Here is a 23206-nt window from a genome sequence, read left to right on the forward strand (position 1 = left end):
CGGATTCCTTCTGTATATGTTGCATTGAATGATAGTTATTCTCATTCAATATATCCAGTTAGTTTGGTCGAATGCTTCGATAGCGTTGATCAAAAAGGCGGTGTTTGCCCATCAGGCGCGGCCACCCAAGGGGTGCCGGGCCCGCTGCGATCGCAGCGCTCCGGGATAATTGCGGATTTACGGACGTTTGCTCTCTTCACGTCAGCTGCCCGCCAAGCCATGCCGCCTTTGAATACCCTCTCCTTGGATGACGGCCGCACGTCGCCCTGTGCCGTGCGGCCTTTGCAGCTTGCCGATCTGCCGGCGGTGATGGAGATACAGCGGCTCTGTTATGGCGAGGCTTACGTCGAAGGCCACGAGCTGTTTGCGCGTCGCCTGGCCAGTCCCGCGAACTGCTCGCTGGTGGCGCTGCGCGGCGGCGAAGTGGTGGCCTACCTGGCGGCCTACTGGTCGGCGCGGGGCAAGGTCACGCCCTTGCATGGCGACTTTGACGACTGCGACCAGCCCGATACGCTGTATCTGCACGATATGGCCGTGCACCCCGCCCAGGCCGGCCAGGGCCTGGCCCGTTGCCTGCTGGCGCCGTTGTGGGAGCAGGCCTTGCGCCGTGGCATGCGGTACTCGGCCCTGGTGTCGGTGCAGGGCTCGCAGGACTACTGGTGTCGCCATGGTTACAGCGTGTATTCGCTGCAAGATCCCCTGCAGCAGCAGTGCCTGGGGAGTTATGGGAGCGAAGCGGTTTATATGCTGCGTGCGTTCTCTGATGAGGACGCAGTGTCGGCAGGCGGCGAGTCTGGCGATAATGTGGGATATGCCTAATCGCTGGAAACCCAATGTCACTGTGGCCGCCATCATTGAAAAAGATGGACGGTTTTTGCTGGTGGAAGAAGAAACGGCCGATGGTCTGAAGCTGAATACGCCGGCCGGCCATCTCGACCCTGCGGAGTCGCCCATAGACGCCTGCGCACGCGAGGTGCTGGAAGAAACCGGCTACAGCTTCACGCCCAAGGCCGTGGTGGGCATTTACATGAATCGCTTCACCCGTACGCGTACGGGGGCCGACATCACCTATGTACGCTTTTCTTTCACGGGCGAGCTGGGCACCCACCATCCAGAGCGCGCGCTTGATGACGGCATCGTGCGCACGCTGTGGATGACGCTTGCCGAGCTGCAGTCCAGCGTGGCACGGCACCGCAGCCCGATGGTGCTGCAGTCCGTGCGCGACTATCTCGCGGGCCAGCGCTTTGATCTGAGCCTGGTGCATGTGGACGGCAGCGTCTACGAAGTGCCGGCACCGTCGCCCCGGGCTGCCTGAGCCGGGCCGTGGGGGTGGCTCTCAGTTATCTATCCACGGCGCATGAAACTGGCGTGCTCCAGCCCAGGGGCACCGAGCAAGCGCCGTCGCGCAGCGAGGGTGCCGTCCCCCTCCACCGCAGGTTGAGAGGGGGAAGACGCGAAGCGGCTCAGGGGGTGCTTCCTTGCAGTCGGCGTTCGCGCACCACCTTGCCCCACTGTTCGGATTCCTTCTTCATGAAGGCGCCGAGCTCCTGGCGTGTCGTCGGCTGGGGCGTCAGGCCGTGTTGCTGCAAGGCCTTCTTGACCTCTTCGTCGCCCAGCACTTTGACGATTTCCAGATTCCAGCGGTCCAGGATGGCTGCGGGCGTCTTGGCCGGACCGACGAAGGCATACCAGTTGAGGGCTTCAAAGCCCGGATAGCCGGCTTCGGCCACCGTGGGAATGTGGGGCAGGTAGGCGGGGCGCGTCAGACCGGTGGTCGCCAGTGGAATCAGCTTGCCGGTTTCCACATGGGGCATGGCCGTCGGCGGAGCGGCGAAGTAGCTGGTCACGCGCTCGCCCAGCAGATCCTGCAGGGCCGGTGCGCCGCCCTTGTAGGGAACATGCACCATTTCCACGCCTGCACGCTGGTTGAACAATTCGCCCGCGAGGTGCGAGGCCGAGCCCGCACCCGACGAGGCATAGTCCACGCTGCCGGGCTTCTTCTTGGCCAGGGCGACAAATTCCTTGAGTGTCTTCACGCCCGTGCCCTTGTGCGCGACCAGCACATTCGGGAAGTTCACTCCGCCGGAGATCGGTGCCAGGTCCTTGAACGGATCGTAGGTGAGCTTCATCAGGTGGGGGGCGATGGTCAGCGGCCCGACCGAGCCGAACAGGATCACCGAGCCGTCGGTGGCCGCATTGGCGACCTGGCCGTGGGCGATGTTGCCGCCCGCGCCGCCCTTGTTTTCCACCACCACCGTCTGGCCTATGTTTTCGCCCAGCTTCTTGGCGATCAGGCGCGCGGCCGCATCGGCGGCGCCGCCGGCGGCAAAGCCCACGACCATGGTCACGGCTTTCTTGGGTGGGAAGTCCTGGGCCTGGGACAGGCCGCTGAGTGTCGCGGAGGCGAGCACGGCAGTATGGAGGAGAGTGCGGCGTTTCATGGGGGGCTCCTGGTTGTTGTTGTCGTGGGGTGGCTGCGGCGCTTCAGTCCGCGCCCAGTCCTATGGGGTTGGGCTGGCGTTTTTCGGTGTTGTGGCGCAGCAGCGCCGCGCTGCGGAACACGCCGTGCGCGAACTTGCCGTAGGGCAGGGTGGCGAACAGCGCCATCACCGCGCCCAGGTGCAGGCACAGCAGCAGGGCCAGCGCGGGCGTGCCGCGTCCCAGCCACAGCGCCAGGCCGCTGGCGCTGACCACGAACAGCAGGGCGATGAAGCCCAGGTCCATGGGCTTTTGCCTGGCGTCGCCGTGCTGCGGATGGCGCTTGAAGTTCAGCCGCCACAGGCCGGCCGTGCCCAGCATCAGGCTCACGCCGCCCACGGCGCCCAGGATCTTGGGCAGGCTGGGCAGGTCGTAGGGCGCGGCCCAGCCGAACACGTAGTGGTAGACCGTGGCCAGGCCGGTCGCGGCAAAGCACAGCATGAAGCCGTAGAAGGTCAGGTGGTGGCAGCGGCGGCGCTGCTGGGTGTAGGCGTCGTCCTCGTTGTTGCAGCCCTGGCCGTGGCCGCCGTCGAGGTATTTGAGGCGCAGCACGTCGGATGTCGCTTCGGCGGCCGCGGCGCTGCCGACATCGACGCCGCTGGTCGCGGGCTTGATCTCCGTCCAGAAGCGGCGCACGCCCATGAACAGCGCGAACACCACGAACAGGAACACCGGCGCGAACATGCCCACCAGCAGGTTGTGCGGGAACAGGCGGTAGAAGTTGCCGCCCAGATCGGCGCCCCAGAGCGCGGCCAGGCCATTGCCCTGCAGCACCACGGCCAGCACCAGGAACAGCGTCAACGCCGCGACCAGGGCCAGCGACAGCGTCAGGCCGTTGCGCTGGTAGAGGCTGCCCAGCGCGGGCGGCCAGGCGTAGTCGGCATAGGTCTTGCCGCGCACTTCGGCCATGGCCTTGGGGATGTTGACCGCGAACTCATGCGGCGGCGCGTATTGGCAGGCGTGCAGGCAGGCGCCGCAGTTGTGGCACAGGTTGGCGAGGTAGTGCACGTCGGCCGTGCCGAACTCGAGCCGGCGCGTCATTGCCGGAAACACCGCGCAAAAGCCTTCGCAGTAGCGGCAGGCATTGCAGATCTGCAGCGCGCGCGCGACTTCGTCTTTGGCGGAGATCACCTGGATGGGAATGACCTTGGCGGGCGACCTGGCGGCGGCCACGGGCAGGCCGTTGGCCAGGGCCTTGGCGTCTTCGGTCAGGGATTGCAGGGTTTGCATGGAACGGTTTCCTAGTCGTTGACGGCGCCAGCGACGGCTGGCAGGCCTTGTGCGGCCAGGGCCGCGTTGCGTCCGGCGATGCGGCCGAAGGCCGTGCCTATGGACATGCCTACACCGGCCGTGTAGCCCTTGCCCAGCACGTTGCCGGCCATCATTTCGCCGGCGACGAACAGGTTGCTGCTGGCCTGGCCCGCGAAGCGCACGGCGGCGGTGTCGTCGACCTTGAGGCCCAGGTAGGTGAAGGTCACGCCGGGGCGCAGCGCATAGCCGTAGAACGGCGCGGTGTCTATGGGCCTGGCCCAGTGGGTCTTGGCGGGCGCGACGCCTTCGGTGTGGCAGTCGTCGAGGGCCGTGTGGTCGAACTGGCCCACGCGGCAGGCCGTGTTGTAGGCCGCGAGCGTGCTGGTGAACGTCGCGGCGTCCAGGCCCAGCTTTTCGGCGAGCTCGGGCAGGCTGTTGGCCGTGATGCCCGGGAACACCGGCGGCATGAAGCGGCCTATGGCCTTGGCGTCGATGATCGAATAGGCGACCTGGCCCGGTTGCTGGGCCACGAGCCGACCCCAGATCGCATAGCGCTTGGGCCAGAAGTCCTCGCCTTCGTCGTAGAAACGTTCGGCGTCGCGGTTGACGACCACGCCCAGCGAGACGCAGTCGATGCGCGTGCAGATGCCGCCGTCGTACAGCGGCGCGCGCGCGTCGATAGCCACCATGTGGGCCTGGGTCGGGTCGCCGATGCGGTCGGCCTGCTGCTCGTCGAGCAAGTGCTTGAGCAGCACGCCCTTGTTGTAGGCCGTGCCGCGGATCAGGAAGTTGTCCGCAGGCCATTCGCCGCGCGCGTTCTGGCCCCAGGCCTCGCGCAGCCATTCGCGGTTGGATTCGAAGCCGCCGGCCGCGAGCACGCAGCTCTTGGCGGTGATGCGCTGGCCGCAGCTCCAGGCGGCAACGAAGCGGCCGTTGTCGATTTCCAGCCTGTCCACGGGCGCTTCGTAGCGGATTTCCACGCCCAGCGCCTCGGCGCTGCGGAAATAGGCGTTGACCAGGGCCTTGCCGCCGCCCATGAAGAAGGCGTTGGTACGCGCGACATGCAGCGCGCCCGACAGCGGCGGCTGGAAGTGCACGCCATGGCGGCGCATCCAGTCGCGGCAGGTCGAGGAAGCGCGTATCACCAGGCGCGCGAGGTGTTCGTCGGTGATGCCGCCCGTGACCTTGAGCAGGTCCTGCCAGAACTCTTCTTCGGGGTAGGCTTCGACGAGCACGTCCTGCGGCGCATCGTGCATGCAGCGCAGATTGCGGGTGTGGGCGGAGTTGCCGCCGCGCCATTCGCGGGGTGCGGACTCCAGCAGCAGCACGCGCGCACCTGCTTCGCGCGCCATCAGGGCGGCGCAAAGGGCAGCGTTGCCACCACCGATGACCAGAACATCGGTGTCCATGGGAATTCTCCTTGCAGTCTCTCTCGGGGGGAGCTCAACTGTAGGAATCAACCCGCCCCCGGTGCAGGGGGCTCAGTGCATGGGGGTATCAGTGATCGTGATGGATGGCTTCGGTGCCGCTCCAGGCGCCAGACTGCACGAGTTCGCGCACGCAGTCGACCAGCACCACGCGCGCGGCCAGCGCGGCGGGCGACAGCTCGTCCTCGGACAGGCTGCACAGTAGGTTGGTGCGCTGCGCGTCCTTGTCGGTGATCAGCGCCGACTCGAAGCGCTGGGCTGCGTCCTCGAAGCGGCCCATGGCCGCCCAGGGCTGCAGTGACGAACCCAGGCCTGCATCGACGGCCGCCATGACCATGGACAGCGAATCGACTTCAAGCACCACATGCGGCGTGAAGCGCGCCTGGGCGAACGCGGTGTCCAGCGTGCTGCGCAGGCCGTGCTGGCCCGTGGGCAGGATCAAGGGCTCGAGCGCGAGGTCGGCCAGCGCCATGGACGCGGGCAGCGGGCTGGCGTGCGGGTGGCGGCGCGAGCGGATCAGGAACAGCCGTTCCTCGATCAGCGGGTGCACCTGCCAGCGCCGGCCGCCGGGCCGCGCTTGGCCTGGCCTGGCCGGGCCGGCCTCGCTGCCATGCAGGCGCGAATCGAACAGCACGGCCATGTCGAGTGCGCGCGCGTTGAGCATTTCGGCCAGATGGCCCGACATGCTCTCCACCATGTGCAGGCGCACATCGGGGTAGCGCGCACGCATGGCCTGCATCAGCGGCAGCGCGAGTATGGTGGCCGTGGTCGGCGCCAGGCCCAGGCTGACCGAGCCCGACAGCCGCGACTGCTGGGCGCTGCGCACGGCCTGGTCGGCATGGCGCAGCGCGAGCTGGGCTTCGCGAAAGAACGCGACGCCGGCCTCGGTGGGCACGACGCCGCGCGGCGTGCGCTGCAGCAGGCGCACGGCGAGTTCGCTCTCCAGCCGCGTGATCTGCTGGCTCAGCGTCGACTGCACGACGTCGAGTTCGCGCGCCGCGCGGCTCATCGAGCCCATTTCCACAATGCGCACAAAGTAGCGCAGCTGCCGCAATTCCATTGCTTGTCCTGTATTTGTCCCCACCAACCCGTTCTGGGCGGGTGGCTGGGATAATCGCACACCTATGACAAAGCATCGGGTGGTGGTGGGCCTTTCAGGCGGCGTGGATTCGGCGGTGACCGCCTATTTGCTCAAGCAGCAAGGCCATGACGTGGTCGGCATCTTCATGAAGAACTGGGAAGATGACGACGACAGCGAATTCTGTTCGTCGAATGTCGACTTCGTCGACGCTGCGGCCGTGGCCGACGTGATCGGCATCGAGATCGAGCACGTGAACTTCGCAGCCGAGTACAAGGACCGGGTGTTCGCCGAGTTCCTGCGCGAATACCAGGCCGGCCGCACGCCCAATCCCGACGTGCTGTGCAACGCCGAAATCAAGTTCAAGGCCTTTCTCGACCATGCCATGCGCCTGGGCGCGGAGAAGATCGCCACGGGCCACTATGCGCGCGTGCGCCAGAACCTGCAGACGCAGCGCTTCGAGCTGCTCAAGGGGCTGGACCCGGCCAAGGACCAGAGCTATTTCCTGCACCGCCTGAACCAGGCCCAGCTGTCCAAGACGCTGTTCCCCGTGGGCGAGCTGCACAAGACCGAAGTGCGGCGCATCGCCGAGGAAATCGGCCTGCCCAACGCCAAGAAGAAGGACTCGACCGGCATCTGCTTCATCGGCGAGCGGCCGTTCCGCGACTTCCTCAACCGCTACATCAGCAAGGAACCGGGCTGGATCCTCGACGACCGCGACCGCAAGCTGGGCCGTCATCAAGGCCTGTCGTTCTACACGCTGGGGCAGCGCCAGGGCCTGGGCATTGGCGGCATCAAGGAAAAAGGCGCGCAGCGCGGCGGCGGCGAGCACCACCCCTGGTTTGTCGCGCGCAAGGAGCTCGACAGGAACATCCTGCGCGTGGTCCAAGGCCATGACCATCCCTGGCTGCTGTCGCCGCAGCTCGATGCCGACAACGCCAGCTGGGTCGCGGGCGAGCCACCGGCGCCCGGTCTCTATGGCTCCAAGACGCGCTACCGCCAGCCCGATTCGCCGGCCGTGATCAGCCAGGCCACGGACGCGAGCTTCCGCCTGGACTTCCCCGAGCCGCAATGGGCCGTGACGCCCGGCCAGTCGGCCGTGCTGTACGACGGCGACGTCTGCCTGGGCGGCGGCATGATTGCGGCCGTGGCGCCCTATTCACCGCCTCAGCGCGACTGAGCCGTCCGCTGGCCTCAGGTGGCAGCCAAAGCCTGGTCCAGCGGCGCCTCAAAGTGCTCGAGGTGGGAGACGCTGATTTCCGGCTGCGGCGTGGCGGGGGCCTGCAGTGCGCCATAGCTGTCGAATTTGAATGCGTTGCGGATGGCGCATTGCAGCGACGGGGCGGAATGGCTGACGCTGCCCGTCGGTGACACCGTGATGTGGATGGCGGCGGTGAGCTGGCTGGTCTGCGCGCCTTGGGGACTGCGCAGCCGTTGTGCATCCGTGCCGTACTGCGCGATGTCCCAGACGGCGCTGATGGTCAGCACCACGTTCTCGCCGTCGCGCCGCAACTGGTATTGGTGTTGGGGCGTGGTCTCGGTCAGCTGCAATTGCAGGCCTGTGGGCAAGCGCAGCAGCCCGCTGTCGTGCGGATCCAGCTCGCCCAGCACAGGCGCCGAGAGCGCCTGGGACGCCATGGCGGGGTCCAGGTAGCTGCTGACCTTGAGTGTCAGCTGCTCGTTGCCGCCACAGGTGTTGTGCAGTTTGCGCAGCTCGGCCCAATCCGCCACGCCGACATCCGGATAGCCCCAGGAGCCGAGGGCGTAGTTGCTCGCGGCCTTGGCCGTGTCCAGGCCGGCATCGGCGTGGCTGTAGACCCCTGCGGGGAAATCCAGCGCCAGCTGGCCTACCTGCCGGGCATAGACGTCGGCGACCTTGTATCCGCCCTTGCTGCTTTCCTTGACCGTGCTCGCATCGATCACGCCGCCCATGGTCTGTGCCGTGGCGGCGCCGAATGCCATCGAAGCCAGGCTTTCCGACTCCAGGCGGGCGAGGTTGCCGGAAATATTGTGCGCGGTCTTCAGCGAGCCGGAGAGCGCACCGAACGGGGAGAGCTGTTCGACGTCCAGCTGCTCGGTGAGCTGGGTCAGGGCGTTGTAGCGTGCGGAGTCTATCTGCCCTTGCTGGAAAGCCTCCACTACCGAGGCCAGGCGCTCGTGGGTGGAGGGCGGCGCATCCGGCGTGGCATCCAGGGCGATGGCCTGCTGCCTGGCGAGCTGGTCCACCCATTGGCTGTCGCTGCCGTGGGCCTGCGGTACCGGGGCCGCCAGGAGCGGGCTGGTCTGTGCCTGCGCGATGTCCTTGGCGTAGGCCTTGCGCACATCCTGGGAGGCTGGCGCCCCGACCAAGGCATGCTGGGTGCTGTCTATCCAGGGCTTGGTCCCCTGGTAGAAGCTCAGGGTGCCCTGATAGGCCAGGGGCGCAGCGTAGGCCAGGCCGGCCAAGGCGGTCTTGCCCGAGACTTTGGCCAAGTCCCCCGTGGCCTGCGTCAAGGCGGGGGCAATGTCATGGAATACGCCATGGGCGAGCGTGGTGCTGGCCTGGAGCAGTGTGGTGCCCGTATTGATCAAGGCCTGCGAGTACTGGGATTGCTGCAGATTTTCCGTGACGTCGGTCACGCCTTTGGCCAGCACTCGCGACGTCAGCAGCGTGGTGTCGGCGATGCTCAGTCCGGCTTTCGTCGCGCTGTCCAGGGCGGTGGGCATGTCCGCGGCGGCACTGCGCAGAAAGTAGTTGGCCAGCGGCTTGCTGTAGGCCTGGTCGGTGATGCTGGCATGGGCTTCATCGGCCAGGAGGCGGAATTCGGGCGAATGGCTGCGATCGAATTCAGGCCGGTCAAGAATGGCCCGCTGCAAGAGGTTCTTGCCCAGGTTGGCGGCGAAGCCCTTGCCGAACGGCAGAGCCGTCAGCATGCTTTCCATGTAGTTGTCCAAAGATGTCCAGCCGTGCTCCTTGAGCATGGTGTGCAGCACTTTCTCAACGATATGCGTTTCGTTGATGTGCTGGGCCGCGATGGATGCCAGCCCCGCGGCCGCCAGCCGTCCGGCCTCCTTGCCCATGGTTTTCAGCGTCGCCGCCATGCCATCCATGGGGTGGCTGTCGACCGGGGTGAGTACGTCCGCGAGCTCCTTGATCGAGGTGGAGACCTCTTCCCGCGTGTCGCCGTGCACCAGTCTGGCCAGCAGCGGAAGAATGCTGGCCTGGCGATCCTGCAGGCTGAGGGGGAGGCTGGCCTGCAGGGCCATGTGTATGCCGTCGCGCATCACTTTCTGGGCGAGCGTGTCACGGTTGATGCTTCCGCCGGTCATGCGATTGACCAGCGAATTCAAGCTGTCGAAGCGGTTCAGTGCCGCAAATGCCAGGGCTTTGACTCCTGTCCCTATGTAGCTGCTCGTGCCGCGGACTTCCATCGGTCTATCCTCGCTGGCTCAGACGCGTTGCATGGACAAAGGCTTGGGTTTTTCGGTCACGCTCGGTGCCGCTTGCGCTGCGGCGGCACGCGCCAGATGGCTTTGCAGCCGCTCCAGTTGGTTGACGAAGGACTCGACGGCCTGCACTGCCTGCGCCGGCGCCAGTCCGGGCAGTGCAATGCTGCGAAAGAACATGATGCGGTCGAGCTGGGAGTCGAAGCCGAAATAGTTGCCATCGGTGGCCAGGCCGAACAAATGCAGCTCCAGCACGCTGGCCAGCATGCGCGCGCGCAGCTCGACCGGCCATTCTCCGGCCGCAAGCACCGGCGCGAAGACCTGCACCACCTGGGTCTTGGCATCGTGCTCGAACGTGACCTCCATGGTGGCACTGAAAACGATGGTGCAGCCGCCGGCCTGGGCCGCGGCGCTGGTGTCCAGATGAGCGGCAGCACCGATTTCCTGCAGGAACGATGAGAAATCCATGAAAGCTCCAGGCAATGGAATGGAGGGAGGTGCCTGTGAGTAACGGATAAGGTGCGCCGGTTCCATGCCCGGGCGCAGGGTTCAGGCCTGGCGCCGGCCTGCCGGTGTCAGCGTCACGCGCCAGTGGCCGTCCTGCTGCTGCACCTCCACCCAGCCCGGCCCCGTGGTGCCTCCGAGTGAAGCCGACCCCATGGTGGCCAGGCAGCGCATCAGCACGCTGGCGCTCTGGCCCAGTTGCTTGCCCAGGCGCGGCAGGGACATGCCGCTGCCCTCGGGCAACTGCGCTAGCGCCTGCAGGATGGCCTGTTCCAGGCTGTCAGGGCCTGGCGTCATCCGGCGTGGGGCTGAATCACCACGGGAACGGCTTTGGACGTGGGCGTGCCCGCACCGATGGCGATCGCCGACAGCGGCACGAGCGGGTTGGTCTCGGGGTAGTAGGCGGCGATGTTGCCGCGCGGGATGTCGTAGGCGACCAGGCGAAAGCGCTCGGCGCGCCGCTCCTGGCCGTCGTCCCAGACGGTGCGCAGGTCCACCCAGTCGCCGTCCTGCATGCCCAGGGCGCGAATGTCCTCGGCGTGGATGAACACCACGCGGCGCTGGCCGAACACGCCGCGGTAGCGGTCGTCCATGCCGTAGACGGTGGTGTTGTACTGGTCGTGCGAGCGCGTCGTCATCAGCGAGAAAACGATTTGCTCGGGAGCACTGGCGCGCGCGCGGTGCATGGGCGTATCGCGTGGCACGGGGTGGGTCTGGAAGGACGCCTTGCCGCTGGCCGTGGCCCAGATGCGCTCGCTGGCCGGGTTGTACAGGCGAAAGCCCCCGGGCGTGGCGACGCGGGCATTGAAGTCCTGGAAGTCGTCGAACACCTGGGCGATCAGGTCGCGGATGCGCGCATAGTCCTCGATCAGCCACAGCCAGTCCGTGCGGCTGTCGCCCAGCGTGGCCGCGGCCAGGCGCGCGACGATGGCCGGCTCGGACAGCAACTGCGCCGACGCCGGCGGGTTGATGCCCGCGGACAGGTGCACCATGCTCATCGAGTCTTCCACCGTCACGCTTTGCGGGCCCGCGGCCTGCAGGTCGATCTCCGTGCGGCCCAGGCAGGGCAGGATCAGCGCGTCGCGCCCGTGCACCAGGTGGCTGCGGTTGAGTTTGGTCGTCACATGCACCGTGAGATCGCACTGGCGCAGCGCGCGCCAGGTGGCGTCGGTGTCGGGCGTGGCCGCGGCAAAGTTGCCGCCCAGCGCGAAGAACACCCGGCCCCGGCCGTCCAGCATCAAGCGGATGGCTTCCACCGTGTCGACACCGTCGGCGCGCGGTGGGGCAAAGCCGAAGACCTGCTGCAGCCGGTCCAGCAGCGCAGCCGGCGGCTTCTCCCAGATGCCCATGCTGCGGTCGCCCTGGACGTTGCTGTGGCCGCGCACCGGACAGGCCCCGGCGCCGGGGCGGCCCAGGTTGCCGCGCAGCAGCAGCAGGTTGACCAGCATCTGCACCGTGGCCACGGCATGGGTGTGCTGGGTGATGCCCATGCCCCAGCAGACGATGCTGCTCTTGGCGCCTATGTAGACATCGCCGGCGCTGCGCATCTGCGCTTCGTCCAGCCCCGATTCCAGCGCCAGAACCTCCCAGGACTCGGCGCGCAGGTCGGCCGCCATGGCCTCGAAACCGCTGGTGTGCTCGGCAATGAAGGCGTGGTCCAGAATGCCGCCCAACGCACTTTCCTGTTCCAGCACATGTTTCATCATGCCTTTGACGGCGGCCAGGTCGCCGCCGGGGAGCACCTGGAAATAGTGCGTGCTGATGGGCGTGGCGCCCAGGGTCGCCATCTCCAGCTTGCTTTGCGGATCCTGGAAACGCTCCAGGCCCCGCTCGCGCAGCGGGTTGAAGCTGACGATGCGCGCTCCGCGCTTGTGGGCGGCGCGCAGCTCGCCCAGCATGCGCGGGTGGTTGGTACCCGGGTTTTGCCCGAAGATGAAAATGGCATCGGCCTGCTCGAAGTCCTCCAGCGTGACCGTGCCCTTGCCCACGCCGATCTGCGGGCGCATGCCGCTGCCGCTGGGCTCGTGGCACATGTTAGAGCAGTCGGGGAAGTTGTTGGTGCCGTACTCGCGCACGAACAGCTGGTACAGGAAGGCGGCTTCGTTGCTGGCCCGGCCCGAGGTGTAGAAGATGGCCTGGTTGGGGTCGGGCAGGGCGTTCAGATGCTGGGCGATCAGCGCGAAAGCTTCGGTCCACTCCACCGGCAGATAGCGGTCGCTGGTGGCGTCATAGCGCATGGGCTGCGTGAGCCGGCCCTGGTCTTCGAGCCAGAAATCGCTTTGCGCCATCATTTCGGCGACGGTATGCCGGGCAAAGAAATCGGGGCCTGCGCGCCGCGCCGTGGCTTCGGCGGCCACGGCCTTGACGCCGTTCTCGCAGAACTCGAAGCTGGACGCATGGTTGCGATCGGGCCAGGCACAGCCCGGGCAGTCAAAGCCGTCGGGCTGGTTGGCCGACAGCAGGGTCTTGGCGCCCTTGATGGCGATGTCGTGCTTGAGCAAGGTGTTCTTGACGCTGCGCAGCGCGCCCCAGCCTCCCGCAGGGCCTTCGTAAAATTCGATTTTTTGTTCTGACATGGGTCGAGCGCTTTGCGTGGGTGGCGTGCGCCAAGGCCTGTGGGTGATAGGAAACGCGCGAAAAAAGCGTACCACAGGCGGCAGGCCGATGGCCAGCGCCGCGCGACAAGAAAAAAGGCCCCTGCTCATGAAGAGCAGAGGCCTACTAACAACAAAACACTACTAAGGCGGAGTCAGAACGGGATGTCGTCATCCATGTCGTCAAAGCCCGAAGCCGCGCGCTGGGGGGCCGGAGCCATGGGTGCGGGTGCGGGAGGGGCCATGCGCTGGGCAGGTGCTGCGGCGCGGGGCGCGGCCGGGGCGGGGCGGCGGGGAGCGGGTTCGTAGCCGCCGTCGTTGCCACCGCCGTAACCGCTGTTGCCGTTACCGCCGCTGCTGTCGCCATAGCCGCTGTCATCGCTGTAGCCGCCGCCTTGCTGGCCCTGACCGCCGCCCATGCCTTGACGGCTGCCCAGCATTTGCATGGTGTCGGCGCGGATTTCAGTGGCGTAACGCTCCTGGCCCGTGGCCTGGTCGGTCCACTTGCGCGTGCGCAGCGAGCCTTCGACATAGACCTGTGAACCCTTGCGCAGGTACTGGCCGACGATTTCGGCCAGGCGACCGTTGAACACCACGCGGTGCCATTCGGTCGATTCCTTGTTTTCGCCAGTGTTCTTGTCGCGCCAGCGGTCGGTGGTGGCGATGGTCACATTGGCCACCTGGTCACCGCTGGGGAAAGTGCGCATTTCCGGATCGCGGCCCAGATTGCCGACGATGATGACTTTGTTGACGGATGCCATGGATGAAAAACCTCGAAAAATAGGTAGCGCGGGCCAAAAGATAAGGGTTCCCGCGCCAGATGGTGGATTGTGCCGCAACCCCTGGTGACAGCACATTACGCAGGATATCCGTTCACCAGGAACAGTGGAGAAAACCCGTAATGCGCTCAGGGCTGAGAAGCTGCGTTAGCCACGGGGTTGCAGCCCATGCAACTGGCGCGGCCCAGCCTGGGGGCACCGAGCAAGGGCCGCCCCGCAGCGATGGTGCCGCCCCCCTCCACCGAAGGATGAGAGGGGGGAGCCGCGTCAGCGGCTCAGGGGGTGCTTTTAGTTGTAGGTCGCAGCGGCCAGGTCACCAGTAGCCAGATGGCCGTGAGCACGGCCGTCACGGCAAACAGGCTGGGCATGCCGGCCCATTTGGCGATGGCCCCGCCCAGCGCACCGCCGGCAAACAGGCCCAGCGACTGCAAGGTGTTGTAGGTGCCCAGCGCCGCGCCGCGCAGAGACGTGGGCGCCATGCGCGATACCAGGCTGGGCTGGCTGGCTTCGAGGATGTTGAAGCCGCAGAAAAACACCAGCATCAGCAGGCCCATCAGCCACAGCGAAGGAGTGGTGCCGCTGGCGGCGACGACGCCCAGGCCCAGCTGCACGACCAGCACCAGGGCGATGGCGCCCAGCAGGGCCATGCGCAGCTTGCCCTTGCGCTCCAGCGAAAACATGCCGCCCATGGCGATGAAGGACAGCAGCACGGCGGGCAGGTAGATCTGCCAGTGCGCGCCCTTGGCCAGGCCGGCCTGCAGCAGCAGCGCGGGCACGGCGACCCACATCGCCATCTGCACCGTGTGCAGCACGAACACGCCCAGGTTCAGGCGCAGCAGATCCGGCTGGTGCAGCAGCTCGACCAGGCGACCGCGCGGCTGGTTCTTGTGTTGCAAGGGCTCGGGCGGCACGACCCACAGCACGACGGCGACGCCGGCCAGGGCCAGCGCAAAGGTCAGCGCAAACACGCCCGACAGGCCGGCCCAGGCGGCCAGCACGGGGCCGGCGACCAGGGCCAGCGCAAACATCAGGCCGATGGAGCCGCCGATCATGGCCATGGCCTTGGTGCGCACGGCGTCGCGTGTCTGGTCGGCGAGCAGGGCCGTGACGGCCGCGGACACGGCCCCCGCGCCTTGCAGGCCGCGGCCGACCATCAGGCCGGTGAGCGAATCGGCCATGGCCGCGAGCAGGCTGCCGGCCGCGAACACCAGCAGGCCGATCACGATCACGCGCTTGCGGCCGAAGCGGTCGGAGGCCAGGCCCAGCGGCAATTGGAAAAAAGCCTGGGTCAAGCCGTACATGCCCATGGCCAGGCCGACCATCGCGGGATCGTCTCCGCCCGGGTACTTGCGCGCTTCCAGGGCGAACACGGGCAGGACCAGAAACAGTCCGAGCATGCGCAAGGCAAAGATCAGCGCCAGGCTGCCGCTGGCGCGGCGCTCGAGCGGAGTCATCGTGGAAGACATCTGGGCGGGGGCGGAGGAAGCCGCAGAAAGGGGAGTGGTCGTTTGTGGCACGCGCAAAAAATGCAAGTGATTGGAAGAGGGCCGTCGCGGCGCGGCAGACCGATGCCGGGGCATGGTCTGCACAATAACAGGCCCGATTGTCCGTGATCTGCAGATCCTGCACTGTTCGATGGCCAGGCTCACTATCATGCTAGGTTTCCCCGCATGGAGCGCCTGCGTCCGTGAACGACCCCACATCCTCCCCTTCCGACCTGGTTGCGACCGCTGATTCCGGACGCTACCTGGGCCATGCCCTGGCGCAATCGCGCATCAGCATTCGCGGCGCGCGCACGCACAACCTGAAGAACATCGATCTCGATATTCCGCGCAACCAGTTGGTGGTGATCACGGGCCTGTCGGGCTCGGGCAAGTCCAGCCTGGCGTTCGACACCCTGTATGCCGAAGGGCAGCGGCGCTATGTGGAAAGCCTGTCGGCCTATGCGCGCCAGTTTCTGGGACGGCTGGACAAGCCGGATGTGGATTTGATCGAAGGCCTGTCGCCGGCGATCAGCATCGAGCAGAAAGCCACCAGCCACAACCCGCGCTCCACCGTGGGCACGGTCACCGAGATCAACGACTACCTGCGCCTGCTGTATGCCCGCGCCGGCACGCCTTATTGCCCCGACCACGAGCAGCCGCTGCAGGCCCAGACCATCAGCCAGATGGTGGATGCGGCGCTGGCGCTGCCCGAAGACACCAAGCTGATGGTGCTGGGGCCGCTGGCGCGCGAGAAAAAAGGCGAATTCACCGAGCTGTTTGCCCAGATGCAGGCCCAGGGCTATGTGCGCTTTCGCATCGACGGCCAGATCTACGAAGTGGAATCGCTGCCGCAGCTGCAGAAAAACGAGAAACACTCGATCGACGTGGTCATCGACCGCCTCAAGATCCGCCCGGACGCCATGCAGCGCCTGGCGGAGAGCTTTGAAGCGGCCTTGCGCGCGGGCGGCAGCGAGGCCGGCGGGCGCGTGATCGCGCTGGAAATGGATACCGGCGTGGAGCACTGGTTCAGCGCCAAGTTCGCCTGCCCGGTGTGCAGCTATTCGCTGCCCGAGCTGGAGCCGCGGCTGTTTTCCTTCAACTCGCCCCAGGGCGCCTGCCAGACCTGCGACGGCCTGGGCCAGAGCGATTCCTTCGATCCCGAGCGCGTCGTGGCCTTCCCCTCGCTGAGCCTGGCCAGCGGTGCCATCAAGGGCTGGGACCGGCGCAATGCCTACTATTTCACCATGCTGGAGAACGTGCTCGCGCACTACGGCGCGGACATCGAGCAGCCGTTCGAAGACCTGCCCGAGGCCGTGCGCCAGAGCGTGCTGTGGGGTTCGGGCGAGGAGGCCATCGCCTTCTCCTACTTCACTGACAGCGGCAAGCACCAGAAGCAGCCGCTGATCAAGCACCACCCGTTCGAAGGCATCATTCCCAACATCGCGCGGCGCTACCGCGAGACGGACTCCAGCGTGGTGCGCGACGACCTGGCGCGCCTGCGCAGCACGCGTTGCTGCCCCGACTGCGAAGGCACGCGCCTGCGCCGCGAAGCGCGCTGGGTGCGCATCGGCGAAGGCGAGCAGCAGCGCGCGATCTACGAAGTCAGCCGCGCCACGCTGGCCGAATCCCATGCCTGGTTTGCCCAGCTCAAGCTGCACGGCGCCAAGGCCGACATCGCCGACAAGGTGGTGCGAGAAATCACGTCGCGGCTGATGTTCCTCAACGATGTGGGCCTGAGCTATCTGAGCCTGGACCGCAGCGCCGAGACGCTGTCGGGCGGCGAGGCCCAGCGCATCCGCCTGGCCAGCCAGATCGGCAGCGGCCTGACGGGCGTGATGTATGTGCTCGACGAGCCCAGCATCGGCCTGCACCAGCGCGACAACGACAGGCTGATCGCCACGCTGCAGCACCTGCGCAACATCGGCAACAGCGTGATCGTCGTCGAGCACGACGAAGACATGATGCGCGCGGCCGACCAGATCATCGACATGGGGCCGGGCGCCGGCCTGCATGGCGGGCGCGTCATGGCCCAGGGCACGTTCGAGCAGGTCAAGAACAACCCCGATTCGCCCACCGGGCGCTATCTGGCGGGCACGCAGTCGATTGCCGTGCCCGCGCGGCGCACGCCCTGGCTGCCGGTGGTCAAATCCGCTCTGGCCGCGCCCGCGCCCAGCAAGTCCCGCTTTCCCCAGTCGGCCGCGTCGCTGCGCCGCGCCGAGCGCCAGGCCGAGCATGTGGCGCGCCAGGGCGACCTGCAGGCGATCACCGTGGTCGGCGCGCGCGGCCACAACCTGAAGAACGTCACGGTGGAATTCCCCGTGGGCCTGTTCACCTGCGTGACCGGCGTCTCGGGCTCGGGCAAGAGCACGCTGGTCAACGACACGCTGTACGCCGAAGTCGCGCGCCAGCTCTACCGCGCCAGCGAAGAGCCCGCGCCGCACGACGAAGTCGTGGGCATGGAGTATTTCGACAAGGTCATCAACGTCGACCAGTCGCCGATCGGCCGCACGCCGCGCAGCAACCCCGCGACCTACACCGGCCTGTTCACGCCCATCCGCGATCTGATGGCCGAGACGCCCACGGCCAAGGAACGCGGCTACGGCCCGGGGCGCTTCAGCTTCAACGTCGCCGGCGGCCGCTGCGAAGCCTGCCAGGGCGACGGTGTGGTCAAGGTGGAAATGCACTTTCTGCCCGACGTCTACGTGCCTTGCGACATCTGCCACGGCGAGCGCTACAACCGCGAAACCCTGGAAGTGCTGTGGAAGGGCAGGAACGTCGCGCAGATCCTGCAGATGACGGTGGAAGACGCCCATGCCTTCTTCCAGGACGTGCCCAGCATCGCGCGCAAGCTGCAGACGCTGCTGGCCGTGGGCCTGTCCTACATCCGCCTGGGCCAGAGCGCGACCACGCTGTCGGGCGGCGAAGCCCAGCGCGTCAAGCTGGCGCAGGAGCTGAGCAAGCGCGACACCGGCCGCACGCTCTACATCCTCGACGAGCCGACCACGGGCCTGCACTTCGCCGACATCGACCTGCTGCTCAAGGTGCTGCACCAGCTGCGCGACGCGGGCAATACCATCGTCGTCATCGAGCACAACCTCGACGTGATCAAGACCGCCGACTGGCTGATCGACATGGGCCCCGAAGGCGGCGCCGGTGGCGGCAACGTGGTCGCCACGGGCACGCCAGAGCAACTGGCCGCCCACGAGGGCAGCCACACCGGCCATTACCTGCGCCGTTATCTGACGGCCGCGGAATAACGGCCGGCGGGAGGTTCAGACCGGGCGCTTCATCTGGCAACTGGTGGGCAGGGCCGCGTCCGGGGCTTCGATGCGCTTGACCGTGCGCATGCCGACGCCGGTTTTCTCCAGGTCATAGCGCACGGCCTTGCCGTCGACCTTGGCGAACGTGGAGATGTACAGCGGCTGCTGCAGCTGGTGGTCCTCTGCACGCATCACCACCTCGCCGATATCGCTTTGATAGCGCATGCCTTCGAGCTTGCGCGCCATGGCCGTGGGGTCGGTGCTGTTGGCCTCGGTCATGGCCTTGGCCAGCATCTCCATGGGGATGTTCACCCGCAGCAGGATGAAGTCGGTGTTGAACTTCTTCTGGAAAGCGTTGGCATAGGCCTCGGTGCGGTTGTTCTCGATGTTCGCGTGCCACTCCGACAGCGCAAACACCGTGTCGATGCCGTCCTTGCCGATCACCGTGGGCACGCCGATGGTGTTGGCGTACAAGGTGTAGATGTCGGCCTTGCCGCCGGCCTCCTTGATGGCCTTGACCAGCAGCGTCAAGTCGTTGCCCCAGTTGGTGGTGAGCACGGTGTCGGCGCCCGAAGCGACGATCTTGGCCGCATAGGGCGAGAAATCCTTGACCCGGCCCAGCGGATGCAAGTCGTCGCCGACCAATTGCACGTCGGGGCGTTTCTTGGCCAGCATTTCGCGGAAGGCCTTGGCGGCCTGGTGGCCGGGGTGGTAGTCCTGGTTGACCTGGTAGACCTTCTTGACGTCGGGCCGGCTGGCGATCTGCGAGGAAATGGCGTTCATGCTCATGTCCACGTTCTGCATGAAGCGGAAATGCCAGAAGCTGCACTTGCTGTTGGTGAGGTCGGGGTCGAAGCCGCCGAAATTGATCAGCACCATGGGCTGATCGCCCCGGCTGACCTGCTTGTTGATGGCATCGACCAGGGCCGCCGTGATGTTCGAGCCATTGCCCTGGAAGACAAAGCGCACGCCTTTGTCGTAGGCCGCGCGCAGTGCGCTGGCGCTGTCCTGGGGGCTGGATTTGCCGTCGAAAGGCAGGATTTCCAGCTTTTGCCCCAGTACGCCGCCGCGGGCGTTGATGGTCTCGGCGATCTGCCGCACATGGCTGAGCTGCACTTCTCCCGTGTTGGCAAAAGGCCCGGAAAACGGATCGATGTAGGCGATCTTGATCTGGGCCAGGGCCGGCCCGCTGAAGAGGACAGTGAGCGCGGTGGCAACTGCCGCACGCTGAAAGGCTTTGCGCATGAAGTCTCCTGTAGGTGAACACCATGAAAGGGCTCGGCCTGTCCGGCCCGGACCTGGCATGGTCAGTTCATCACCGATGGCCGCTGTGCACAGTCATGTGGGGGACCAGGGCGGATACGCCCTCGATGCATACAAGGCTGGCGCCGGGAGGCGCTGACAGCCGGGGCACAATGGCCGGCAGGTGCAAGGTGTTTTTTGCAATCGAGGTGGTGTGCATGTCTCCTGTTGATTTTGTTGTGGTGGGCGCCGGTATTGCGGGCGCGTCGGTGGCCTGGCAGCTGTCGGGCCGTTCCTCGGTGCTGGTGCTGGAGCGCGAATCCCAGCCCGGCTACCACTCCACGGGCCGTTCGGCGGCCCTGTTCCTGGAGCATTACGGGCCGGACCAGGTCCAGGCCTTGACGCGCGCCAGCCGGGCGTTCTACGAAGCGCCGCCCGCGGACTTCCTGCCGCAGCCGGTACTGAGTCCGCGCGGCGCGCTGTACGTGGCGCGCGAAGACCAGCGCGACCTGCTCGATGCGGCCTATGCCGAAGCACGCGAGCACTCCGAGGCCGTGCGGCCGCTGGACCAGGCCGAACTGCTGGCGCTCGTGCCCTGCCTGCGGCCCGAAGTGGTCACCGCGGGCTTTCTGGACGAAAAAGCGCGCGACATCGACGTGCATGCCTTGCACCAGGGATTCTTGCGCGGCATGCGCCAGCGCGGTGCCCAGCTGCGCTGCAATGCCGAAGTGGTGGCGCTGGCGCGCGATGCGGACCAGGCCTGCTGGCAGCTCACGCTGGCCGACGGCAGCCAGGTGGCGGCGCGCCATGTGGTCAACGCCGCCGGGGCCTGGGCGGACGCGCTGGCGCAGCTCGCCGGCCTGGAGCGTCTGGGCCTGGTGCCCAAGCGGCGCAGCGCCTTCACTTTCCCGGCCCCGCCCGGCATGGACGCCGCGCGCTGGCCGGCGGTGATGGGCGTGGACGACAGCTTTTACTTCAAGCCCGACGCCGGCCAGCTGCTGGGCTCGCCGGCCAACGCCGATCCGACCACCCCGCACGACGTGGTGCCCGAGGAACTGGACGTGGCCACGGGAATTTTCCACATCGAGGAATACACCACGCTGCAGATCCGCCGGCCTTCGCACACCTGGGCCGGTCTGCGCTCGTTTGTCGCCGATGGCGAGCTAGTGATCGGCTGGGATGCACCGCCCGCGGCCGGTCAGCCGGGCTTTTTCTGGCTGGCGGCCCAGGGCGGCTACGGCATACAGACGGCTTATGGGGCCGGACTGCTGGCGCGCAATCTGCTGTTGGGCGAAGCGCTGGACGCGGACTTGCAGGGCCATGGCGTGCAGCCCGATCGACTGTCGCCAGCGCGGTTGCGCTGACGACTTTTCAAGTTATCCACATTTTTATCCACAGAGCGGGTGCTGCTGTTTCTGTAGCGACTGCACCTTGAGGGTCAAGGACTTCCCGGTCACGATCTCGGTGGCAGCCATGGGTTCGGGCGGCATGCTCCCAGGTCGCGGCGACAAAATGGCGGGTACAGCCTCTGCGGCCGAGCCGATGACCGTGACGGTGCCACAAGGCCGGACAAGCAAAAGGCCTCCATGCCGCGGACATGGAGGCCTTTTTTTCTCTGTCGAAGATGGGGCGAGCGCTGAGAGGTCCAAGCTTTGCCCCCATTGTTATCCACAGGGCCGGCCACGCGCGATGGCGGGCGGAATGGCTGGTTCTACAGCGCTGCCGAGCGCGCGAAGCGCACCACGGTCACGCCCGCGCGCGCCTGGCGCACGGACGGCATGACCAGCACGCAGTCGTCGTAAGGCGTGCAGACGGGTTCGCCGTCGTTGTCGCCGATCACGGTGCCGGCCTGGGCAAAGCGCTCCAGACCGGTGAACGGCGCGTTGAAGCGAAAGCCCTGGCTCTTGGCGACCACGGGGCCGGTCACGGTCAGCGCGAACTGCTCGGCCGGAGCCGGCAGGCGCCAGCCGGGCAGCAGGCGCTGGGCTTCGGCCTCATCGATGACTTCGGAGGCGAGCAGGAAGCGCAGGCACTGGTCCTGGGCCACGGCGCGGCTGGCCGGGTCGCCGTGGAAGCCGCATTCGACCAGCAGCGAGCGCGAGTCGCCGGCTTCCTCGTCGGACAGGCCGAAGCGGCCGTAGTCGCGCAGGCGCGTGCCGTCCTTGTGGCCGGCGTCGACCACGATGTGGGCAGGCGCCCCCATCTGCTTGGCCAGCACCAGATTGCGCGGCTGCACGCCGGTCAGCAGCAGCGGAGCCGAAGGCTCGTGCATGGAGTGCAGGTCGAGCAGCCAGTCGGCCTGGCGCACGAAGGGCCGCAGCGCCGCGGCGCGCCGGCGCTCGGCGGTGTTGCCGGCATCGATGCGCTCGTCGCTCCACTGGCGGTTCAGGTCTTCGTCGGTGAAACGCGACGCATCGTGGGCGGCGGCGTCGAAACGGTCGAAGGCGTCGAGGTTGGCAAACACCAGGGTCAGCGAGCCTTGCAGCGGGCGCAGGCCGGCTTCGAGCAGGCCTTTGAGCGCCCAGGCGCCGCACAGCTCGTTGCCGTGGACCAGGGCGGAAATCATCACCTGGCGGCCGGGCAGACCCGAGTCGAAGCGCCAGACTCCTTCGGTGCCGGTGTTGCCCGCACGCCAGGCGGCGATGTCGGGTGCCGGCAGGTCAAATGTCAGAACGCTCATCGCTTCAGTCTTCGATCTTGGCGAACTCGACAATCTTGCTGTACTTGGCGATTTCGGCGTTGATGAACTTGGCGGGATCGATCTTCTGGTCCATGACCGTCGAGCCCGTCGCGGCCAGCTTCTTGCGGAAGTCAGCCGATGCCAGCGTGTCGCTCAAGGCCTTCTTGAGCTTGTCCTGGATGGGCTTGGGCAGATTGGCAGGGCCCATCATCGCGAACCACGAACCCAGGTCCACGTTCTTGAAAGTCGGGTTTTCGGACAGGGCAGGGATGTCGGGCGTGACGGCCGAGCGCTTGGCTTCGGTGGTGCCCAGGGCGATCACTTTGCCCGACTGGATCTGGGGCAGACCGCTGGAGAGCACGAACATGCCGTATTCGATGTTGTTGCCGACCAGGTCGGTGGTCAGTGGGGCCACGCCGCGGTAGGGCACGTGGGCCATGTCCAGCTTGCCTTGTTCCTTGATCAGTTCGCCGGCCAGGTGCAAGGCCGTGCCCACGCCCGAGCTGCCGTAGCTGAACTTGCCGGGGTTCTTGGACACGGCGGTGATGAATTCAGCGGTGTTCTTGACGCCGGCTTTTTGCGAAGCGACCAGCACCATGGGCTGCGAAGCCACCAGGCCCAGGGCGGTGAAGTCCTGGATGGAGTACTTCACGCTCTTGTTGATCAGGCGGGCAATGGCCAGCTCGTTGTTGGCACCGACCATGATGGTGTAGCCATCGGGAGCGGCCTTGGCGACTTTTTGCGCGCCGATCGCGCCACCGGCGCCACCCAGGTTCTCGATCACGACGGGCTGGCCCAGGCGCGTGGAGAGTTCGGTGCCGACCATGCGGCCGATCAAATCGGTGCTGCCGCCTGGTGGGTAGCCGATGACCATGGTGATGGGCTTGTTGGGGTAGGCGGTGTCGGCAAAAGCGGAACCGGCGGCCAGAAGGGCGATACCGCAGGCCAGGGCGGTGCGGCGCAGCATAGAACGATTTTGCATGAAGCGATTCCTTATTTGAAT

At 66.6% G+C, this 23206-nt stretch carries 18 protein-coding genes; 5 read left to right on the forward strand and 13 right to left on the reverse strand.

The genetic code is table 11. The features are described 5' to 3' along the window. Positions 1–309 precede the first annotated feature (309 nt). Together N0K08_RS12875 and N0K08_RS12880 are read left to right on the forward strand one after the other, a co-directional pair. Complete coding sequence (locus tag N0K08_RS12875) at positions 310–819, forward strand: GNAT family N-acetyltransferase (protein ID WP_261500895.1); 510 nt, start codon at positions 310–312, stop codon at positions 817–819. Beyond that, positions 812–1315, forward strand: a complete 504-nt coding sequence (locus tag N0K08_RS12880; protein WP_261500779.1) for an NUDIX hydrolase — start codon at positions 812–814, stop codon at positions 1313–1315. The genes N0K08_RS12875 and N0K08_RS12880 overlap by 8 nt, the downstream gene beginning before the upstream one ends. 148 nt (positions 1316–1463) lie before the next feature. Here the strand turns inward: N0K08_RS12880 and N0K08_RS12885 are convergent, their stop codons facing one another. The 4 genes from N0K08_RS12885 to N0K08_RS12900 form a co-directional block, all read right to left on the reverse strand. Next, the gene (locus N0K08_RS12885) at positions 1464–2441 is read right to left on the reverse strand and encodes a Bug family tripartite tricarboxylate transporter substrate binding protein (RefSeq protein WP_261500780.1); all 978 of its coding nucleotides are present in this window, start codon (positions 2439–2441) and stop codon (positions 1464–1466) included. 43 nt (positions 2442–2484) lie between these two features. After that, positions 2485–3708, reverse strand: a complete 1224-nt coding sequence (gene tcuB, locus N0K08_RS12890; RefSeq protein WP_261500781.1) for a tricarballylate utilization 4Fe-4S protein TcuB — start codon at positions 3706–3708, stop codon at positions 2485–2487. Between the two features lie 11 nt (positions 3709–3719). Further along, positions 3720–5138 carry an FAD-dependent tricarballylate dehydrogenase TcuA gene (gene tcuA, locus N0K08_RS12895; protein ID WP_261500782.1) on the reverse strand — a complete coding sequence of 473 codons (1419 nt, stop codon included), beginning with the start codon at positions 5136–5138 and terminating at the stop codon, positions 3720–3722. Between the two features lie 88 nt (positions 5139–5226). Further along, positions 5227–6216, reverse strand: coding sequence for a LysR family transcriptional regulator (locus tag N0K08_RS12900; protein ID WP_261500783.1), 990 nt, complete (start codon positions 6214–6216; stop codon positions 5227–5229). Positions 6217–6280: 64 nt separating this feature from the next. Here N0K08_RS12900 and mnmA point away from each other — a divergent pair, with 64 nt between their 5' ends. Further along, positions 6281–7414 carry a tRNA 2-thiouridine(34) synthase MnmA gene (gene mnmA, locus N0K08_RS12905; RefSeq protein WP_261500784.1) on the forward strand — a complete coding sequence of 378 codons (1134 nt, stop codon included), beginning with the start codon at positions 6281–6283 and terminating at the stop codon, positions 7412–7414. A 14-nt stretch (positions 7415–7428) separates the two neighbouring features. Here mnmA and N0K08_RS12910 read toward each other — a convergent pair whose 3' ends face one another. From N0K08_RS12910 to N0K08_RS12935, 6 genes are all read right to left on the reverse strand, one after another. Continuing rightward, a complete protein-coding gene (locus N0K08_RS12910; protein ID WP_261500785.1) occupies positions 7429–9645 on the reverse strand; it encodes a hypothetical protein in 2217 nt (738 codons plus the stop codon). A gap of 18 nt (positions 9646–9663) precedes the next feature. Further along, on the reverse strand, positions 9664–10128 hold the full coding sequence (locus N0K08_RS12915; RefSeq protein WP_261500786.1) for a type III secretion system chaperone: 465 nt from the start codon (positions 10126–10128) through the stop codon (positions 9664–9666). A gap of 81 nt (positions 10129–10209) precedes the next feature. Continuing rightward, positions 10210–10461 (reverse strand): helix-turn-helix domain-containing protein, encoded by a 252-nt coding sequence (locus tag N0K08_RS12920; protein ID WP_261500787.1) that lies wholly within the window; start codon positions 10459–10461, stop codon positions 10210–10212. Further along, positions 10458–12740 (reverse strand): FdhF/YdeP family oxidoreductase, encoded by a 2283-nt coding sequence (locus N0K08_RS12925; protein WP_261500788.1) that lies wholly within the window; start codon positions 12738–12740, stop codon positions 10458–10460. Before N0K08_RS12925 ends, N0K08_RS12920 begins: the two co-directional genes overlap by 4 nt. A 173-nt stretch (positions 12741–12913) precedes the next feature. Further along, positions 12914–13519 carry a single-stranded DNA-binding protein gene (ssb, locus tag N0K08_RS12930; RefSeq protein ID WP_261500789.1) on the reverse strand — a complete coding sequence of 202 codons (606 nt, stop codon included), beginning with the start codon at positions 13517–13519 and terminating at the stop codon, positions 12914–12916. Positions 13520–13812: 293 nt separating this feature from the next. Continuing rightward, positions 13813–14991 (reverse strand): MFS transporter, encoded by a 1179-nt coding sequence (locus tag N0K08_RS12935; protein ID WP_261500790.1) that lies wholly within the window; start codon positions 14989–14991, stop codon positions 13813–13815. Positions 14992–15224: 233 nt separating this feature from the next. Between N0K08_RS12935 and uvrA the strand changes: the two genes are divergently transcribed. Next, on the forward strand, positions 15225–18278 hold the full coding sequence (uvrA, locus tag N0K08_RS12940) for an excinuclease ABC subunit UvrA (RefSeq protein ID WP_408642946.1): 3054 nt from the start codon (positions 15225–15227) through the stop codon (positions 18276–18278). 15 nt (positions 18279–18293) lie between these two features. Here the strand turns inward: uvrA and N0K08_RS12945 are convergent, their stop codons facing one another. Further along, positions 18294–19526 carry a branched-chain amino acid ABC transporter substrate-binding protein gene (locus N0K08_RS12945; protein ID WP_261500791.1) on the reverse strand — a complete coding sequence of 411 codons (1233 nt, stop codon included), beginning with the start codon at positions 19524–19526 and terminating at the stop codon, positions 18294–18296. Between the two features lie 215 nt (positions 19527–19741). On the opposite strand from N0K08_RS12945, the gene N0K08_RS12950 reads away from it, so the two are divergent. After that, on the forward strand, positions 19742–20887 hold the full coding sequence (locus N0K08_RS12950) for an NAD(P)/FAD-dependent oxidoreductase (RefSeq protein ID WP_261500792.1): 1146 nt from the start codon (positions 19742–19744) through the stop codon (positions 20885–20887). A 347-nt stretch (positions 20888–21234) separates the two neighbouring features. On the opposite strand, the gene N0K08_RS12955 is transcribed toward N0K08_RS12950, so the two are convergent. Together N0K08_RS12955 and N0K08_RS12960 are read right to left on the reverse strand one after the other, a co-directional pair. Beyond that, complete coding sequence (locus tag N0K08_RS12955) at positions 21235–22203, reverse strand: M14 family metallopeptidase (RefSeq protein ID WP_261500793.1); 969 nt, start codon at positions 22201–22203, stop codon at positions 21235–21237. Between the two features lie 4 nt (positions 22204–22207). After that, on the reverse strand, positions 22208–23185 hold the full coding sequence (locus tag N0K08_RS12960; protein WP_261500794.1) for a Bug family tripartite tricarboxylate transporter substrate binding protein: 978 nt from the start codon (positions 23183–23185) through the stop codon (positions 22208–22210). Positions 23186–23206: the final 21 nt, after the last annotated feature.

Origin of the sequence: Acidovorax bellezanensis (genome assembly GCF_025421555.1) — a bacterium.
GTDB classification, from domain to species: Bacteria; Pseudomonadota; Gammaproteobacteria; order Burkholderiales; family Burkholderiaceae_C; genus Comamonas; species Comamonas bellezanensis.

What these genes read in the sequence shown, in the direction of transcription:
- N0K08_RS12875 (WP_261500895.1), top strand. Translation starts at nt 310, where the DNA reads ATGGAGATACAGCGGCTCTGTTATGGCGAGGCTTACGTCGAAGGCCAC.
- N0K08_RS12880 (WP_261500779.1), top strand. Translation starts at nt 812, where the DNA reads ATGCCTAATCGCTGGAAACCCAATGTCACTGTGGCCGCCATCATTGAA.
- N0K08_RS12885 (WP_261500780.1), bottom strand. Translation starts at nt 2,441, where the DNA reads ATGAAACGCCGCACTCTCCTCCATACTGCCGTGCTCGCCTCCGCGACA.
- tcuB (WP_261500781.1), bottom strand. Translation starts at nt 3,708, where the DNA reads ATGCAAACCCTGCAATCCCTGACCGAAGACGCCAAGGCCCTGGCCAAC.
- tcuA (WP_261500782.1), bottom strand. Translation starts at nt 5,138, where the DNA reads ATGGACACCGATGTTCTGGTCATCGGTGGTGGCAACGCTGCCCTTTGC.
- N0K08_RS12900 (WP_261500783.1), bottom strand. Translation starts at nt 6,216, where the DNA reads ATGGAATTGCGGCAGCTGCGCTACTTTGTGCGCATTGTGGAAATGGGC.
- mnmA (WP_261500784.1), top strand. Translation starts at nt 6,281, where the DNA reads ATGACAAAGCATCGGGTGGTGGTGGGCCTTTCAGGCGGCGTGGATTCG.
- N0K08_RS12910 (WP_261500785.1), bottom strand. Translation starts at nt 9,645, where the DNA reads ATGGAAGTCCGCGGCACGAGCAGCTACATAGGGACAGGAGTCAAAGCC.
- N0K08_RS12915 (WP_261500786.1), bottom strand. Translation starts at nt 10,128, where the DNA reads ATGGATTTCTCATCGTTCCTGCAGGAAATCGGTGCTGCCGCTCATCTG.
- N0K08_RS12920 (WP_261500787.1), bottom strand. Translation starts at nt 10,461, where the DNA reads ATGACGCCAGGCCCTGACAGCCTGGAACAGGCCATCCTGCAGGCGCTA.
- N0K08_RS12925 (WP_261500788.1), bottom strand. Translation starts at nt 12,740, where the DNA reads ATGTCAGAACAAAAAATCGAATTTTACGAAGGCCCTGCGGGAGGCTGG.
- ssb (WP_261500789.1), bottom strand. Translation starts at nt 13,519, where the DNA reads ATGGCATCCGTCAACAAAGTCATCATCGTCGGCAATCTGGGCCGCGAT.
- N0K08_RS12935 (WP_261500790.1), bottom strand. Translation starts at nt 14,991, where the DNA reads ATGACTCCGCTCGAGCGCCGCGCCAGCGGCAGCCTGGCGCTGATCTTT.
- N0K08_RS12945 (WP_261500791.1), bottom strand. Translation starts at nt 19,526, where the DNA reads ATGCGCAAAGCCTTTCAGCGTGCGGCAGTTGCCACCGCGCTCACTGTC.
- N0K08_RS12950 (WP_261500792.1), top strand. Translation starts at nt 19,742, where the DNA reads ATGTCTCCTGTTGATTTTGTTGTGGTGGGCGCCGGTATTGCGGGCGCG.
- N0K08_RS12955 (WP_261500793.1), bottom strand. Translation starts at nt 22,203, where the DNA reads ATGAGCGTTCTGACATTTGACCTGCCGGCACCCGACATCGCCGCCTGG.
- N0K08_RS12960 (WP_261500794.1), bottom strand. Translation starts at nt 23,185, where the DNA reads ATGCAAAATCGTTCTATGCTGCGCCGCACCGCCCTGGCCTGCGGTATC.